At 70.0% G+C, this 14,737-nt stretch carries 13 protein-coding genes; 9 read left to right on the top strand and 4 right to left on the bottom strand.

Translation table 11 applies throughout. The features are described 5' to 3' along the window. Nucleotides 1-341: 341 nt before the first annotated feature. The gene (locus QOM21_RS34210) at nt 342-1,631 is read left to right on the top strand and encodes a DUF5685 family protein (RefSeq protein ID WP_407554944.1); all 1,290 of its coding nucleotides are present in this window, start codon (nt 342-344) and stop codon (nt 1,629-1,631) included. A gap of 159 nt (nt 1,632-1,790) precedes the next feature. Here QOM21_RS34210 and QOM21_RS34205 read toward each other — a convergent pair whose 3' ends face one another. After that, complete coding sequence (locus QOM21_RS34205; RefSeq protein ID WP_407554942.1) at nt 1,791-2,273, bottom strand: DUF3662 domain-containing protein; 483 nt, start codon at nt 2,271-2,273, stop codon at nt 1,791-1,793. A 276-nt stretch (nt 2,274-2,549) separates the two neighbouring features. On the opposite strand from QOM21_RS34205, the gene pstS reads away from it, so the two are divergent. From pstS to QOM21_RS34190, 3 genes are all read left to right on the top strand, one after another. After that, the gene (gene pstS / locus QOM21_RS34200) at nt 2,550-3,698 is read left to right on the top strand and encodes a phosphate ABC transporter substrate-binding protein PstS (protein ID WP_407554940.1); all 1,149 of its coding nucleotides are present in this window, start codon (nt 2,550-2,552) and stop codon (nt 3,696-3,698) included. Between the two features lie 198 nt (nt 3,699-3,896). Continuing rightward, on the top strand, nt 3,897-4,520 hold the full coding sequence (locus QOM21_RS34195; RefSeq protein ID WP_407554939.1) for a class I SAM-dependent methyltransferase: 624 nt from the start codon (nt 3,897-3,899) through the stop codon (nt 4,518-4,520). A gap of 836 nt (nt 4,521-5,356) precedes the next feature. Next, complete coding sequence (locus QOM21_RS34190; protein ID WP_407554937.1) at nt 5,357-5,617, top strand: hypothetical protein; 261 nt, start codon at nt 5,357-5,359, stop codon at nt 5,615-5,617. A gap of 309 nt (nt 5,618-5,926) precedes the next feature. Here QOM21_RS34190 and QOM21_RS34185 read toward each other — a convergent pair whose 3' ends face one another. Both QOM21_RS34185 and QOM21_RS34180 read right to left on the bottom strand, forming a co-directional pair. Further along, on the bottom strand, nt 5,927-6,055 hold the full coding sequence (locus QOM21_RS34185; RefSeq protein WP_263398772.1) for an LPFR motif small protein: 129 nt from the start codon (nt 6,053-6,055) through the stop codon (nt 5,927-5,929). A 153-nt stretch (nt 6,056-6,208) separates the two neighbouring features. Next, nucleotides 6,209-7,273 carry a LacI family DNA-binding transcriptional regulator gene (locus QOM21_RS34180; protein ID WP_407554935.1) on the bottom strand — a complete coding sequence of 355 codons (1,065 nt, stop codon included), beginning with the start codon at nt 7,271-7,273 and terminating at the stop codon, nt 6,209-6,211. A gap of 436 nt (nt 7,274-7,709) precedes the next feature. Here QOM21_RS34180 and QOM21_RS34175 point away from each other — a divergent pair, with 436 nt between their 5' ends. The 5 genes from QOM21_RS34175 (at nt 7,710) to QOM21_RS34155 (ending at nt 13,800) form a co-directional block, all read left to right on the top strand. Further along, nucleotides 7,710-8,810, top strand: a complete 1,101-nt coding sequence (locus QOM21_RS34175; protein ID WP_407554933.1) for an ABC transporter ATP-binding protein — start codon at nt 7,710-7,712, stop codon at nt 8,808-8,810. A 40-nt stretch (nt 8,811-8,850) separates the two neighbouring features. Continuing rightward, nucleotides 8,851-10,164, top strand: coding sequence for an ABC transporter substrate-binding protein (locus tag QOM21_RS34170; protein ID WP_407554932.1), 1,314 nt, complete (start codon nt 8,851-8,853; stop codon nt 10,162-10,164). A gap of 10 nt (nt 10,165-10,174) precedes the next feature. Next, nucleotides 10,175-11,260 (top strand): carbohydrate ABC transporter permease, encoded by a 1,086-nt coding sequence (locus tag QOM21_RS34165; RefSeq protein WP_407554930.1) that lies wholly within the window; start codon nt 10,175-10,177, stop codon nt 11,258-11,260. Then, nucleotides 11,257-12,090 carry a carbohydrate ABC transporter permease gene (locus QOM21_RS34160; RefSeq protein WP_393891229.1) on the top strand — a complete coding sequence of 278 codons (834 nt, stop codon included), beginning with the start codon at nt 11,257-11,259 and terminating at the stop codon, nt 12,088-12,090. The genes QOM21_RS34165 and QOM21_RS34160 overlap by 4 nt, the downstream gene beginning before the upstream one ends. Nucleotides 12,091-12,159: 69 nt before the next feature. Next, on the top strand, nt 12,160-13,800 hold the full coding sequence (locus QOM21_RS34155) for a glycoside hydrolase family 13 protein (protein ID WP_407554928.1): 1,641 nt from the start codon (nt 12,160-12,162) through the stop codon (nt 13,798-13,800). 44 nt (nt 13,801-13,844) lie between these two features. Here QOM21_RS34155 and QOM21_RS34150 read toward each other — a convergent pair whose 3' ends face one another. Beyond that, nucleotides 13,845-14,720: a LysR family transcriptional regulator gene (locus tag QOM21_RS34150; RefSeq protein ID WP_407554926.1), complete on the bottom strand. Its 876-nt coding sequence runs from the start codon at nt 14,718-14,720 to the stop codon at nt 13,845-13,847. Between the last annotated feature and the right edge of the window lie 17 nt (nt 14,721-14,737).

The raw sequence follows: 14,737 nt of genomic DNA, 5'->3' as shown, positions 1-14,737 counted from the left end.
CCTCGCACCTGACGAGTGCGCCTGCCAGAGGGGCGGAGCCCGGGGACCCCGGGGCGAGCAGCGCGAAGCCGCTGGTTCCGGTATCGAGCCGGCGGCGTACGAAGAGGCCGCGCTGCGCTCTGCATGACGGCCCCCGAACACCGCCGCAACGGCACGAGCAACGGCAACGCTCACCGATGCGGGCCCAGGGCACGGCCGAAACGCTCCCGGCCATCGACACAGGCACCGGCCCCGGCGCACAATCCGGGGTATCCACCCAGGTCAACGGCGCCGTCGGTACGCTTTTCCCGCCGCTGCCAACCGAGGTCCAGGTCGTACGCGACGTCATACGGGGGTTTCACATGTTCGGGATAGTCAGGCCCTGCACACATCGCCTGTCCCAAGGGCTCAAAGCGGAGTGGATGGCCCATCTCTGCGGCCTCTGTCTCGCCCTGCGCGGCGATCACGGCCAGTTCGCCCGCGTCGTGACGAATTACGACGGGCTGATCGTGTCCGTCCTGACCGACGCTCAGTCCGGTCACACCGAGGACCGGCGGCGCACCGCCGGCCCCTGCCCGCTCCGGGGGATGCGGACCGCGTCCGTCGCGAAGGGCGAGGGCGCGCGACTTGCGGCATCGGTATCCCTCGTCCTCGCTTCGGCCAAGATTCGTGACCATGTCGCGGACCGCAACGGGCTGCTCCGCCGCAGGCCCATTGCCGCCGCCGCACGCAAGGTCGCCGCGGGTTGGGACCGCGCGGGGGCCGGCACCGGCGCCACGCTCGGCTTCGACACCTCCGTACTGGTCGACGCGGTCGACCGACAGCTCGGCATCGAGGCGCTGGCCGGTCCGCTCACCCCGCTCACCACCATCACCGAGCCCACGGAGACCGCGACCGCCGCGGCCTTCGCCCACACCGCGGTGCTGGCAGGCCGGCCGGGCAACGCCGCGCCGCTGGCCGAAGCCGGGCGCCTCTTCGGGAGGCTGGCGCACCTCCTCGACGCGGTGGAGGACCGCGCGGCCGACGCCGCCGAAGGATCCTGGAATCCGCTCACCGCCACGGGCGCCTCGGTCGCGCAGGCCCGCCGCCTGTGCGACGACGCGCTGCACGGCATACGGCTCACCCTGCGCGAGGTGGAGTTCGCCGACTCGGCCCTGGTGCACGTCCTGTTGGTGCACGAACTGCGACGGTCGGTGGACCGGGCCTTCGGAACGGCTGCCTGCTCCCACACGGGCAACGGCGTGCCAGGACCGTACGACGACCGGTCCCCGCACCACGGCCGGCCGTCCCCGTACGGGCAGCCTCCCGAGTACGGCCAGGTGGCGGCAGGCGGCCCGTACGCCCATGGTCCGCAGCACCTGAACGGCCGGCAGAACCCTTACGGGAAGGGCCCGATGCCGCCCGGCGCCTCCGGCGGCGGATACGGCGGAGGCGGTGACGGGGGCGGGTCGCACTTCTCGCACCAGCCGAAGAAGCCCCGCGGTTTCCTCGCGGGCTGCGCGGTCGCCATCGGGCTCTGCTGCACCTGCAAACTGTGCTGCGCGAAGGAGTACGAGGGGCCGTGGTCGCGCAAGAAGCGCGAGGGGTGCTGCCGCGACTGCGATTGCTGCGAATCCTGTGATTGTTGCGATTGCTGTAGCTGCGACTGCTAGGGGGCGGCGTACTGCGCGCGGCGTGCGCACCGGTGGGGCTCAGGCGCCCAGGGCGTAGGAGGGGCGCGCGCTCAGCTGATCGAGGTGGCTGCCGAGTGCCCGGCAGCCACCTCAACACGGCTTCTGGGTGCGGACGGAGTCCTCGGACGGTGCCGCACGTCAGACCGGGGCAACCACAGAGCCGGCCTCTTCCCGGTCGGCTGCCGACGCCTTCCGTTCCTGCGTCGGCTCGGCCGTGGCCCGGTCCTTCGCCTCGGCCTCGGGGGGCTTGGGCCCGGCACCGGGGATATGGGCCATGGCGGTGCTCGATATCCGGTACCTGCCATTCGGCACCTCGTCGGACCTGACGACATGCACGGTGAGAGGGCCGGCCCACTCGTATCCACGATCCGCCGCATGCCTGGCCAGGACGTCGACCAGTTCCTCCCCTATCTGCCCACCATGGGCGGCCAGCTCGTCATGCACCGCCCCGGCGAGTTCGACCGTGTAGGCATTCGGGACCAGGACTCGCTCGTGACTGCACACCACGGCCTGCTCGTCGCACTCCCTCCGCAGGTCCTCGAACAATTGGACAGGTTCGGAGTGGAAGACCTTGGCGAGCAGGGCGCTTTCGCAGTCTTCCACCACACGTTCCAGACGCATCAGCATTCCCATGACACAGCGGGTGCCCTGACGTGTCCTGTACATGCGGCGGGCGGGTCCACGACCTCGGCGATGCCGTCGCGGGAGCGCGCAGGAGATGCCGTTGACGAGGTTGTTCGTCGCCGCCCTGCCCGGGCGGAACACTCCCACCCTTCATTACCCACCGATTTCGCATGATTGCGTATGGTTATTCACATTGAACACCTGGGCAGTGGCCGGGCGATCACCCCTCCGCCCCGCCGGCACCGGCCGCCCGCAGACAGGAGCACCCCCAGAGTGAGGCAGCAGCGGATGAACGGCCTGCGCGGTCTGCCTGTCGGCTCGGCGGCCATCGCGGGAGCCCTGGCCCTGACGGCCTGTGGTGCGAGTGACAACTCCGGCTCCACCGACGCCTCCCCCACCCCCACCGCTGCCGCCGCGACCAGCGACGCGGGCGGCATCCCGTGCGGGAAGGCGGCCACTCTGCGGGCCTCCGGCTCGACGGCTCAGCAGTACGCGATGCAGAACTGGATCAAGAAATACACACGCGCCTGTCCCGACATCAAGATCAACTACACGGGCAACGGGTCCGGCGGCGGCCAGGACGACTTCCTCGCGGGCCGGACCTCCTTCGCGGGTTCCGACTCCGCGCTGAGCACCGAGCAGGTATCCCGCTCCAAGAAGGTCTGCTCGGGGAGGGGGCAGGCCGTGCATCTGCCGATGGTCGGCGGTCCGGTCGCGGTCGGCTTCAATCTCCCGGGCATGAAGGAACTGACCCTGGACGCCCCCACGCTCGCCAAGATCTTCAACGCACGGATCACGACGTGGAACGACCCGGCCATCGCGAAGCTCAACTCCGGTGTCGAGCTGCCGTCGACACAGATCCGGGCGGCGCACCGGTCCGACTCCTCCGGCACGACCGACGGCTTCACCTCGTACCTGAGGACGGCCGCTCCGGACGCCTGGCCATACGAGCACAGCAAGGAGTGGAAGGCCAAGGGAGGCCAGTCGGCCAAGAGTTCCTCGGGCCTCGCCGACAAGGTGAAGCAGACCGAGGGGTCCATCGGATACTTCGAGCTGTCCTACGCGGCCGCTCGCAACATTCCGACGGTCGCCCTCTCCACCGGAGCACCGGCCCCGGTCCAGCCCAGCATTCTCTCCGCCTCCAAGTCGATCGCCGACTCCAAGATCGTCGGCAAGGGCAAGGACCTCACGCTCCAGATCAACCACGCGACGAAGGCGCCCGGGGCCTACCCGGTCGACGTGGTCACCTACGAAATCGTCTGCGACAAGGGCAACAAGCCGGCGACCTGGCCCGCGACCAAGGCATTCCTGACGTACAGCGCGAGCAAGAAGGGCCAGGAGGACCTGAGCTTCCAGGGGTACGCGACACTCCCGGCCGGCATCGTGAACAAGGTCCGCAGCACGGTCAACGCACTGTCCTGAGAGGCCGGGCAACCCGCCCCTGCCCCGAGGCGCGCCGGACACCTGCCCCGGGTCCGGCGCGTCGAACGCTTCGGCCACGCGGGCCGCGCGCTGTCGCAGACGCATACGGCCGACTGCACGAGCGCGTGTTTCCCGCAACCGAGCGGTGCGCGCCTACCTCGCCGGTGCCATGCTGGAAACCGAGAACCGGAGGTCGTGATGGGGTTCTACGACGAGCGCGTGCTGCCGCGAATCATCAATGTCCTGTGCGGGGCCAAGCCGGCCGGCCCTCTGAGACAACGCGTCTGCGAAGGTCTCCAGGGCGACATCATCGAGATCGGCTTCGGCAGTGGGCACAACGTGCCGTTCTACCCGGACACCATCACCCGCGTAGCCGCGGTCGAGCCGTCCGACCTGGGGTGGAGACTCGCCGGCAAGCGCCTCGCCAAGACCCGGGTCCCGGTGCAGCGGGCCGGTCTGGACGGCCAGTCGCTGCCGTTCGACGACAACAGCTTCGATGCCGCCCTGTCGACGTGGACGCTGTGCACCATTCCGGACGCCGATGCCGCGCTCCGCGAGTTGCGCCGCGTCCTGAAGCCCGGCGGGGCCCTGCATTTCGTGGAGCACGGGCTGGCGCCCGAGGAGGACGAAAAGGTGCGGAGCCGGCAGCGCCGCTTCGAGCCGATGCAGCGTCGGCTCTTCGGCGGATGCCACCTCACCCGGCCGACCGTCGACATGCTGACGGCCGCCGGATTCACGGTGGCCGAACTGGACGTCTTCTACGAGAAGGGCGCGCCGAAGATCATGGGCGCCGACTCCCTCGGTACCGCGCTGTCGCCCTGATCGGCACTCACACTTCCGCCACGGCCTGCAGAGGCAGCGGGGTCCGGCCCGTGGGAAGCGTCCGAAGCCCCGCCCCCGGCCGATCGGCAAGACGTTCCCGGCCGACCGAAGCCGGCTACGCCACGGCGTGTCCTGCCCCGGTCGATGTGAGGACGCGCCGGTTCGTTCGGTTACCCGGCGTCGACGGCACCACGGGTGCCCCTTCCGCCGGATGGCGGGCGGACAGCACACACGAACGGACCTGCCGCTCCCGGGCTTCAGCCCCGGCCTGCCCCCGCGTTCTCTCCGCCCGATGGATGGTCAGATCGCCCGGCCGGCTGTCCGGTACGGGCTTCCCTGCCGGCTGCCCCGGCACGGGCTCTCCCCTCCCGGCAGCAGCTGATCCGGATTCAGTCCATGACTTCGGCCCTCGCTTTGACCGGTGAGGGCGGGCCGGCAGGGCGCCGGGCAATGAGCGCCCCGAAGTTGATGGGCCGTTCGGCATGTCCCGAGAAGCCCGCTCGGGAGGTGGTCACTCCGATGGGCCGGGACCGGTGGCCGTTGCCCACCGGGCTGGTGACGATTGCCGCACCCGATCGATTTCCTTCGAGGAGAGTGCGTGGTGTCAACAGCACCCCGGAGCCGAACCCATACGCCCACCCATGGCGGAGGGGCTTCCCGGCCGCGGCCGACTCAGCAGTCCAGCCTGCGGGCCGCGGCACCGACAGACACCGCCGAGGGCGGGTGGGCGATATGTACGCCCCTCGCGAGAAGCCTCGGTCGGTGAAGCACCTGGCCGGAGGCGGGTGAGAAAAGTGTCCCGGCCAGTCGGGCTCGGGCGAAGGAAAGGTGACGTGATGAACAAGATCAAGAAGACCGCGGTACTCGCTGCTTGCGCGGGTGTCCTGGCAGGAGGAGCCGGCATCGTGTCGGCGGGACCGGCAGCCGCCGACACACCCCGCTGCGCGGACACCCGTCCGGCTCATACGAACGGCAACCTGCCGAACGACGTTCCCCAGCAGGCCAACGCCGGTCTGGGCGCACTTCTCGACCTGGTGAAGTGCACGGTGACCGGGGCCAACGCCGGCCTCAACGGCGGTGGCCGCGCTCACCGCTGACGCAACACGGCTGACGGCTCAGCTGGACAGACGCTCCGGCCGGTCCACCCCACCACTGCCACAGTGGTCGGGCGGACCGGCCGCTGCGGTTTCGCCACCGCGCGTCGCGGCGTGGCACGGGCACACCCGTCCCCCGTTGACGCGGCGGAGCCCCGTGGCGGCCTGCGGGCCGCACTTCCGCAGGCCAGGTCTCCTGGACGCGGAAAACCCCGGCTGGACGGGGGAGACCAGCCGGGGCGTCAGGGATGGTGCCACACTCCGTGGGGCACCATGCGGTTTTCCGCCGGGAGGGGCGATTCGCCCCTGCTCTCAGTGGTGACCGTGCGCAGTGTCCGAAGCGCCGCCGAAGAGCCGGGCGACGGCCCGGAACGGCAGGGTGACGACGGTGGCGATGGCACCGCCGATGGCCCGGAGCACATCTGCGATCGCCTTCAACATGGTTCTCCTCCTCCGTCCTGCTTCCCGGCGCAGAGCCGGGGTGGAAAAGCCGCTGCACGGCCTTGCAAAAGTCCGCGTGCCCTGAGACCGGACGGGAAAACCTGGCCCCGGGCAGCTGTTCCCACCTTGCCTGTGGCACCCGGCCCGCGACGGTTATTCGGGCGCCTCACCTGCGGCAGCGGCATCCGTGGCAGGTGCGGGCGCCGGGGCCGTGCTGCCGCGCGGGATCAGCCGGGTGGGCAGTACGACGTGCCGCGCCTGGTCCGCGTCCGGCTCGTTGATGAGGGAGAGGGCCAGATCGGCTGCGGCGCGCCCGATGTCCGAAGGGGACTGGGCCATCGTCGTGAGGTCCGACCACTCGGCCATCTGATGGTCGTCGAAGCCCACCACCGACATCCGCTCGGGTACCGCGACATTGCTCTGCCGCAGCGTCCAGATCACGGAGACCGCGACCTCGTCCTGTTCCGCGAAGACAGCGGTGGGCGGTTCGCGCAGGCTGAGCAGCCGACCGATCGCCTCCATCGTGCCGCGCTTGTCGGCGACCAGGGTGTCGACCACGAGGTCGTCGTCCGGGACGATGCCCGCCTCGTCGAGCGCCTGCTGATAGCCGATCAGCCGCTCGTGGGAGCTGAAGGTGAATCCGCTGGCGCCGATCGTCTTGACGAAGGCGATCCGGCGGTGCCCGAGATTGAGCAGGTGCTGGGTGGCGCGGTGCGCGCCCCGCACGTCGTCGACGTACACGCTGGGCCGGCCCTCGGCGTGCTGGCTGATGTAGATCACCGGCATGTTGAGGTCGTCCAGACGCGCGCTCTCCTCCTTGGAGAGGTCGAAGGAGAAGACCAGCAGCGCGTCGGCGTTCCGCCGGGCCGGCAGGCGCTCGAAGAAAGTCGACCGCTCGTCCATGTCGGGCGTGATGTAGACCAGCAGCTCCAGGCCGGACTCGCGCAGCACCGGGCCGAGGCTGGACAGTGCCGAGCCGATGAACCAGGAGTTGAGGGTGGGCACGAGGGCCGCGACCACGCCGGTCTTGCCGGTGACCAGGCTGGATGCCTGGCGCGAGACGACGAAGTTCATCTCGCGGGCGGCCTTCTCTACCCGGGCGCGTACGTCGGGCGAGACGGTCGAGAGCCCGCGGAGCGTGCGGGAGACGGTGGAGGCGGAGACCCCGGCGCGTTCGGCGACGTCGGCCAGAGTCGGGTGCCGCTGAGCTGGTGGCATGTCGGGACGGTAGCACCATGCGGCCACACCGGGAACCGTTCGAGACAGCGCTGTCACGAACGACATCTGACAACGCTGTCCCGCTGCAATTACGGGCTCCAGCTGCGAAAAGGGGCCCTAAAAGGTGCACAATACAGGCGCAATAGCAGCAGGTTACCGGCACGTAACGCGTTGACTTCACCTTCGCCCGCTCTTAGCTTGCAAGCGTTGTTACGGAGCGATTGGCGTAACCCGCAGCGAATCGATCTCTGTACCGCTGACATTGGGAGTACCCCCCACCGGCGGTGAGACAGCGCAGTCATCATCTCCACCACGCGTGTTTCCCTGGGTCGCGGCGCGGCCTACGGCCCCGCTCGGGCCGCACCCCGGCGCCGCACATCGGCCCCTTTCTCCGCATGCACCGTCCGGCAACTCCCCTGCCGGTGAAGGGACCCGCATGACCACTGTCGGATTCGAGAAAGTGACCCGGCGCTATCCGGGTGGCGATCGCCCCGCGGTCGACACCCTCCATCTGGACATCGCCGACGGCGAATTCCTGGTCCTGGTGGGACCGTCGGGATGTGGCAAGTCCACCAGCCTGCGCATGCTGGCGGGTCTGGAGGACGTGGACGACGGCGTGATCCGCATCGGCGGGCGGGACGTGACGCACCTGCCGCCGAAGGACCGCGACATCGCCATGGTGTTCCAGAACTACGCCCTCTACCCGCACATGAGCGTCGGCGACAACATGGGATTCGCCCTGAAGATCGCCGGGGTCGGCAAGGCCGAGATACGCAGCCGGGTGCAGGAAGCCGCCGGGATCCTCGACCTGGAGCCGTATCTGGAGCGCAAGCCCAAGGCGCTCTCCGGAGGCCAGCGCCAGCGCGTCGCCATGGGCCGCGCCATCGTCCGCGAGCCGCAGGTCTTCCTGATGGACGAACCGCTGTCCAACCTGGACGCCAAGCTGCGTGTCCAGACCCGAACCCAGATCGCCGCGCTCCAGCGGCGGCTCGCGGTCACCACCGTCTACGTCACCCACGACCAGGTCGAGGCCATGACGATGGGCGACCGGGTCGCCGTGCTCAAGGACGGGCTGCTCCAGCAGTGCGCCGCCCCCCGCACCCTCTACGCGGAGCCGGCGAACGTGTTCGTGGCGTCCTTCATCGGCTCGCCGACGATGAACCTCCAGGAAGTGCCCATCGGGGAGGGCTCCGCGCGGATCGGGGGCGCGGCCATCCCGCTGAGCCGCCGTGTCCTGGCCGCGGTCGCGGACGAGGGCGGCGACAAGCTCGTACTCGGCTTCCGGCCCGAGGCCCTGGAGCCCGTCGGCGCCGGTGAACCCGGTCTGAGCATGACCGTGACCATGGTGGAGGAGCTCGGCTCCGAGGCCTACGCCTACGGTGACCTCGACGGCCACGAAGGAACCCCGGCCGCCGTCATCGCCCGCGTCGATCCACGCACCCCGCCCGCCAAGGGCGAGCGGGTCACCCTGCGCATCCGCCCGGGCGGGGAGTACTTCTTCTCCGCCAAGACCGGTCAGCGGCTTCCCACCGAGTGATCTGCGGAGCCCCATCCGCTCCGCAACAGCAGGAGAGACAGTGAAGAGCAGGACCAGAAGAGCAACCCATGGCTCGGGCGCGGTGCTCGCAGGGCTGGCCGCCCTCGCCGCGTGCGGCGCCCCCGCGGGAAGCGCGTCCACCGGCACGTCGGGATCCACCGCCTTCGAGGGGCGCGGCCCCATCACCTACGTCGCGGGCAGGGACAGCACAGGCAGCGTGCAGATGGTGCTCGACCGCTGGAACAAGGCGCACCCGAAGGAGAAGGTCACCTTCGTCCAGCTGCCGACCGACCCCGACGCGCAGCGTCAGCAGATGATCCAGAACGCGCAGACGAAGTCCGATGCCTACACGGTGCTGGCGCTCGACGCCGTGTGGACCTCGGAATTCGCGGCGCACAGGTGGGTCGACAGGCTGCCGGAGGACCGGTTCCCGCTGCGGCAGATGCTGAAGCCGATCGTGGAGACCGGGAAGTACCGCGGCGGCGTGTACGCGCTCCCGGCGAGTTCGGACGGCGGCATGCTGTACTACCGGACCGATCTGCTGAAGAAGGCCGGGATCGCCGAGCCGCCGGCCACCTGGGCCGAGATGAAGGCGGACTGCGCCAAGGTGAAGAAGCTGCCGGAGGCGCGCGGCATGTCCTGCTACGCCGGGCAGTTCCAGAAGTACGAGGGCCTGACGGTCAACTTCGCCGAGGCCGTGAACTCCGCGGGCGGTGTCGTCACCGACGCGAAGGGCAAGCCGCAGGTGAACTCCCCGGCGGCGAAGGCGGGCCTGGACTTCCTCGTCGGCTCGCTCAAGGACGGCACGATCCCGAAGGACGCCGTCACCTACCAGGAGGAGGACGGCCGGCGGGCGTTCCAGGCCGGGAAGCTGATCTTCGAGCGGCAGTGGGCGTACATGTATCCGCTGGCGCAGAAGAAGGACGGCTCCAGCAAGATCGCGGGGAAGTTCGGCGTCGCACCGCTGCCCGGCCTCGACGGGGCCGGGTCCTCCAGCCTGGGCGGCCACAACCTGGCCCTGTCGGCCTCCGCAGAGAACAAGGCCACCGCGATCGACTTCATGAACTTCTTCGCGAGCCAGAAGATCCAGCGGTTCACGCTGTCCCACGCGCCGGCCGCGCCGACGTACGCGGCGCTCTACGACGACCCGGATCTGATCAAGAAGTATCCGTACCTGCCCACCCTCAAGCAGTCGATCGTGCACGCCGTGCCACGGCCCCGTGTCTTCCGGTACGGCGACGTGACCACGGCCATCCAACGGGAGTCCTACGCGGCAATGACCGGTGGCAAGAGCAGCGAGCAGGCGCTGGAGGACCTCCAGAAGGCCCTCCGGCAGCAGCCGGCGGCGGAGTGAGGAGACCGTCATGATGAAGACGCACAACGCGGCCGGGACCGAGGAAGACAGCCGGGATGACGCGGCGGGGCGTGCCCCCGGCGCTCCGGGCGACGGCCCGCGCGACGATTCGCCGGCTCAGTCGCCGGTACCGCCCAAAGGCCGGCGCCGACGCCTCCGGGCGACGTCCGGCACGGGACGGCTCGCGGCCCTGCTGATCTCCCCGACCCTGCTGGTGCTGGCGGTCGTGGTGCTCTACCCGACGATCGTGGCCCTCAAGGATTCGCTGTACGGGACGCCGGGCCTCGACCCCAAGACGGGCTTCGTGCGGGAGACCGACCCGTTCGTGGGCCTGGAGAATTTCACGGCGATCTTCGGGGAGGCCGGTGAGAGGTTCTGGAACGCCTTCTGGAACACGACGTTCCTCACCTTCACCACCGTCGCGCTGGAGACGGTGATCGGCGTGGCCATGGCGTTGATCATGCACCACGCCTTCCGGGGCCGGGCCTTCGTACGGGCCGGCATCCTGGTGCCGTGGGCCATCCCCACCGCCGTCACCGGTCTGCTGTGGCGCTGGATCTTCAATGCCGACGGCGTGGCCAACGCCCTCATCGGGCAGCAGGTGCTGTGGACGACCGACGGCTTCCACGCCAAGGTCGCGGTCATCATCGCCGATGTGTGGAAGACGGCACCGTTCATCGGCCTGCTCGTGCTGGCCGGCCTCCAGGTGATCTCCAAGGAGGTGTACGAGGCGGCCCGGATCGACGGCGCGGGTCCGCTGCGCCAGTTCTGGAACATCACCCTGCCGCTGGTGAAACCCGCCCTGCTGGTCGCCGTGCTCTTCCGGACGCTCGACGCGCTGCGCATGTTCGACCTGCCGTACATCCTCGTCGGCGCGCAGAAGACCTCGGTGGAGACCCTCTCCATGCTCGCCCAGGACCAGGCGTCGAACGTACGGTTCGGGCCGGCCGCGGCGTATGCGGTGATCCTCTTCGTGTACGTCTTCCTCATCGCGCTGGCCTTCGTCCGGCTGCTCGGCGCCGATGTCGTCGGGGACGACGGGGCCCGCGGGCGCCGCCGGCTGCTGCCGCGCCGCCGCACGGAGGTGGCGGCATGACGCTCTCCCTGAACTGGCGCAAGTGGCTGCTGTACGCGGGTGTCGCCGGGGTCGTGGTCTACTGCCTCGCACCGTTCTACTGGATGCTGGTGTCGAGCCTGCGGCGGACGTCCGACATCTTCGAGAACTCGCCCTTCCCCACCCGGATCTCCTTCGAGAACTACCTCGCGGTCCTCGACCCGTCACAGGGGTTCAGCCGGGCGCTGTTCAACAGCGTCCTGGTGGCCGGCATCACCACCGTCCTGGCGCTGATCCTGGCGACCTTCACCGCCTACGCGATGGCGCGGCTGGAGTTCCGGCTCAAGCGGCTGGTGCTGACCCTGATCATCGCCACCTCGATGTTCCCCGTGGTGTCGATCGTGGTGCCGCTGCTGAAGATGTTCGTCGGCTTCGGCTGGATCAACACCTACCAGGCGATGATCGTGCCGAGCATGTCCTTCACGCTGCCGCTGGCGGTCTGGAACCTCACCGCGTTCTTCCGGCAGATGCCGGACGAACTGGAGCAGGCCGCGATGATCGACGGCTGCACCCGCGGCCAGGCGTTCCGCAAGGTCATCATCCCGCTCGCCGCGCCGGGCATCTTCACCACGGCGATCATCACGTTCATCGCCGCCTGGAACGAGTTCCTGATCGCCCTGACGATGACGAACAAGCCGGAGATCCAGACCGCGCCGGTGGCGATCTCCAAGTTCTCCGGCGCCTCGCAGTTCGAGACGCCCTTCGGCAGTCAGATGGCGGCCGGCGTCCTCGTCACCATCCCGCTCGTGATCGTGGTGCTGCTCTTCCAGCGCCGGATCGTCGCCGGGCTCACCGCGGGTGCGGCCAAGTAGGACCCACCACCCGCCCCCTGCACCGGATATCTCTTCCCCCCTCATCACGCTCCGAGGAGTACCCAGCTCATGACCAGCACCGCCCCGTGGTGGCGCAGCGCCGTCATCTACCAGGTCTACATCCGCAGCTTCGCGGACGGCAACGGCGACGGAGTCGGTGACATCGCCGGCATCCGCTCCCGCCTGCCGTACCTCAAGTCCCTCGGAATCGACGCCATGTGGATCAACCCCTGGTACAAGTCGCCGATGGCCGACCACGGTTACGACGTGGCGGACTTCCGCGAGATCGATCCGCGGTTCGGCACGATGGCCGAGGCCGAGGCGCTCATCGAGGAGGCGCATCAGCACGGCATCCGCGTCATCCCCGACATCGTGCCCAACCACGTCTCCGACCAGCATGTGTGGTTCCAGGCCGCGCTCGCCGCCGGGCAGGGCAGCCCCGAGCGGGACCGCTTCGTCTTCCGGGAGGGCCGCGGCGCGGAGGGCGCCGAGCCGCCCAACAACTGGCAGTCCTGCTTCGGCGGACCGGCCTGGACCCGGCTTCCCGACGGGCAGTGGTATCTGCATCTGTTCGCTCCCGAGCAGCCGGACCTCAACTGGGAACACCCGGAGGTGCGGGCGGAGTTCGAGGACATCCTGCGGTTCTGGTTCCACCGCGGCGTCGACGGGTTCCGCATCGATGTGGCGCACGGCCTCGTCAAGCACCCCGAGCTGCCCGATCTGCCGCCCCGCCCGGACGGGGGCGCCGTGGCCGCGCAGGGCGGGCTCGACCACCCGCACTGGGACCGCGACGAGGTGCACGAGATCTTCCGCGCCTGGCGCCGGGTCGCCGACGAGTTCCCCGGCAACCGCAAGTTCGTCGCCGAGGCCTGGGCGCCCAGCCCCGAGCGGCTCGCCCGCTACGTCCGCGAGGACGGCCTGCACACCGCGTTCAACTTCGACTTCCTGATGACCTCGTGGAACGCCAAGGACCTGCGGGAGGTCATCGACAGCTCGCTCGCCACGCTCGGCGCCGTCGGCGCGCCGGCCACCTGGGTGCTCTCCAATCACGACGTCACCCGCCATCCGAGCCGCTTCGGCCGCAAGGTGGTCAAGAAGTGGGTGGCCAACGAGCTCTACCGCCCCGAGGGCCCGCTGGACTTCGAACTCGGCACGCGGCGGGCCCGCGCGGCCGCTCTGCTGATGCTCTCCTTGCCCGGCGGCGCCTACGTCTACCAGGGTGAGGAGCTGGGGCTGCCGGAGGTCGAGGACCTGCCCGACGAGGTCCTGCAGGACCCCTGCTGGGAGCGCTCCGGCCACACCGACCGCGGCCGTGACGGCTGCCGGGTGCCGATCCCGTGGTCCGGGCAGGACGCGCCGTTCGGCTTCAGTCCCGACGGGGCGACCGGCGAGCCCTGGCTGCCGCAGCCGGCGCTGTGGAAGGACCACAGCGTCGAGGCGCAGACCGGTGACGACGCCTCCATGCTGGAGCTCTACCGCCGGGCGCTGCACCTGCGCCGCGACCTGCCGGCCCTGGGTGAGGGCGACATGACCTGGCTGGACGCCCCGGCCGGTGTGCTGGCGTTCAGCCGTGAGCCGGGCTTCGTCTGCGTCGTCAACCTCTCGGCCGAGCCGTACCGGCTGCCGGAGCACTCGTCGGTACTGCTGGCCAGTGAGCCGGTCGAGGACGGCCTGCTGTCCCAGGACCAGGCGGTGTGGCTCGCGCGATAGCGCAAGGCTGCCGGGCCCGGAAGTCTCCGGGCCCGGCAGGTGCATCAGCGGTCCAGGTAGGAGAGCAGCTCATGGGCGGCGGGGGCCGGCCGGTCGCCTGCCGGCAGGGCCACGGACACCTCCCAGGTCTGTTCCTCCGCACCCGTCAGCGGCAGCGCGCACAGGCTCGCCGCCTCGGGCTTGCGGGCGATGGGCCGCGGCACGACCGCGATGCCCAGCCCGTGGCGTACGAGGTCGATCAGGGTGTGGACGTCGTAGACCTCCAGGGCGACATGCCGGTCCGTACGGCCGGCGGCGAAGGCCCGGTCGGTGAGACGGCGGGCGCCCCAGTCGGGGTGGAAGTCCACGAAGGTCTCCCCCCGCAGCTCCGCCCACTCCGCCTGCTCGCCGCCCGCGAGGCGGTGATCGGGGTGGCAGAGCAGAACCATCGGCTCACAGCGGACGGGCAGCAGCCGCACCCCGTCGGGCGCCGGGCCCGGCAGCGACACGAAGGCCAGGTCCAGGCGCCCAGCGGCGATGTCGTCCACCAGCACGACCGAGCCGGCCTGGCGCAGGTGCACCTCGACGTTCGGGTGCTGCGCGCGAAAGCGTGCGAGCAGCGCCGCGACGTCCACGGTCACGCACTGCTCGATACCGACCGAGAGGCTGCCGCGCAGCAGCCCCTGGACGGCCGCCACCGCTTCCTTGGCGGCCCGGGCGCCCGCGAGTGTGCGGGTCGCCTCCTGGAGCAACGCCTTTCCCGCGCCGGTGAGTTCGACGCTCCGGGTGGTGCGGACGAAGAGCGGGGCGCCCAGCTCCCGCTCCAGTGCCCGCACCGACGCGGAGAGCCCCGACTGGGAGACCAGCATCCGCTGCGCCGCCCTGGTGAAGTGACGCTCCTCCGCGACGGCGACGAAGTATTCGAGCTGGCGTAGTTCCATGACTGAGAAGCCTAGCT

Source organism: Streptomyces sp. Pv4-95 (genome assembly GCF_045782725.1).
GTDB lineage: Bacteria > Actinomycetota > Actinomycetes > Streptomycetales > Streptomycetaceae > Streptomyces.
Note: the sequence above shows the minus strand (reverse complement) of the source record. Positions and strands in the feature narration are given on the sequence as shown.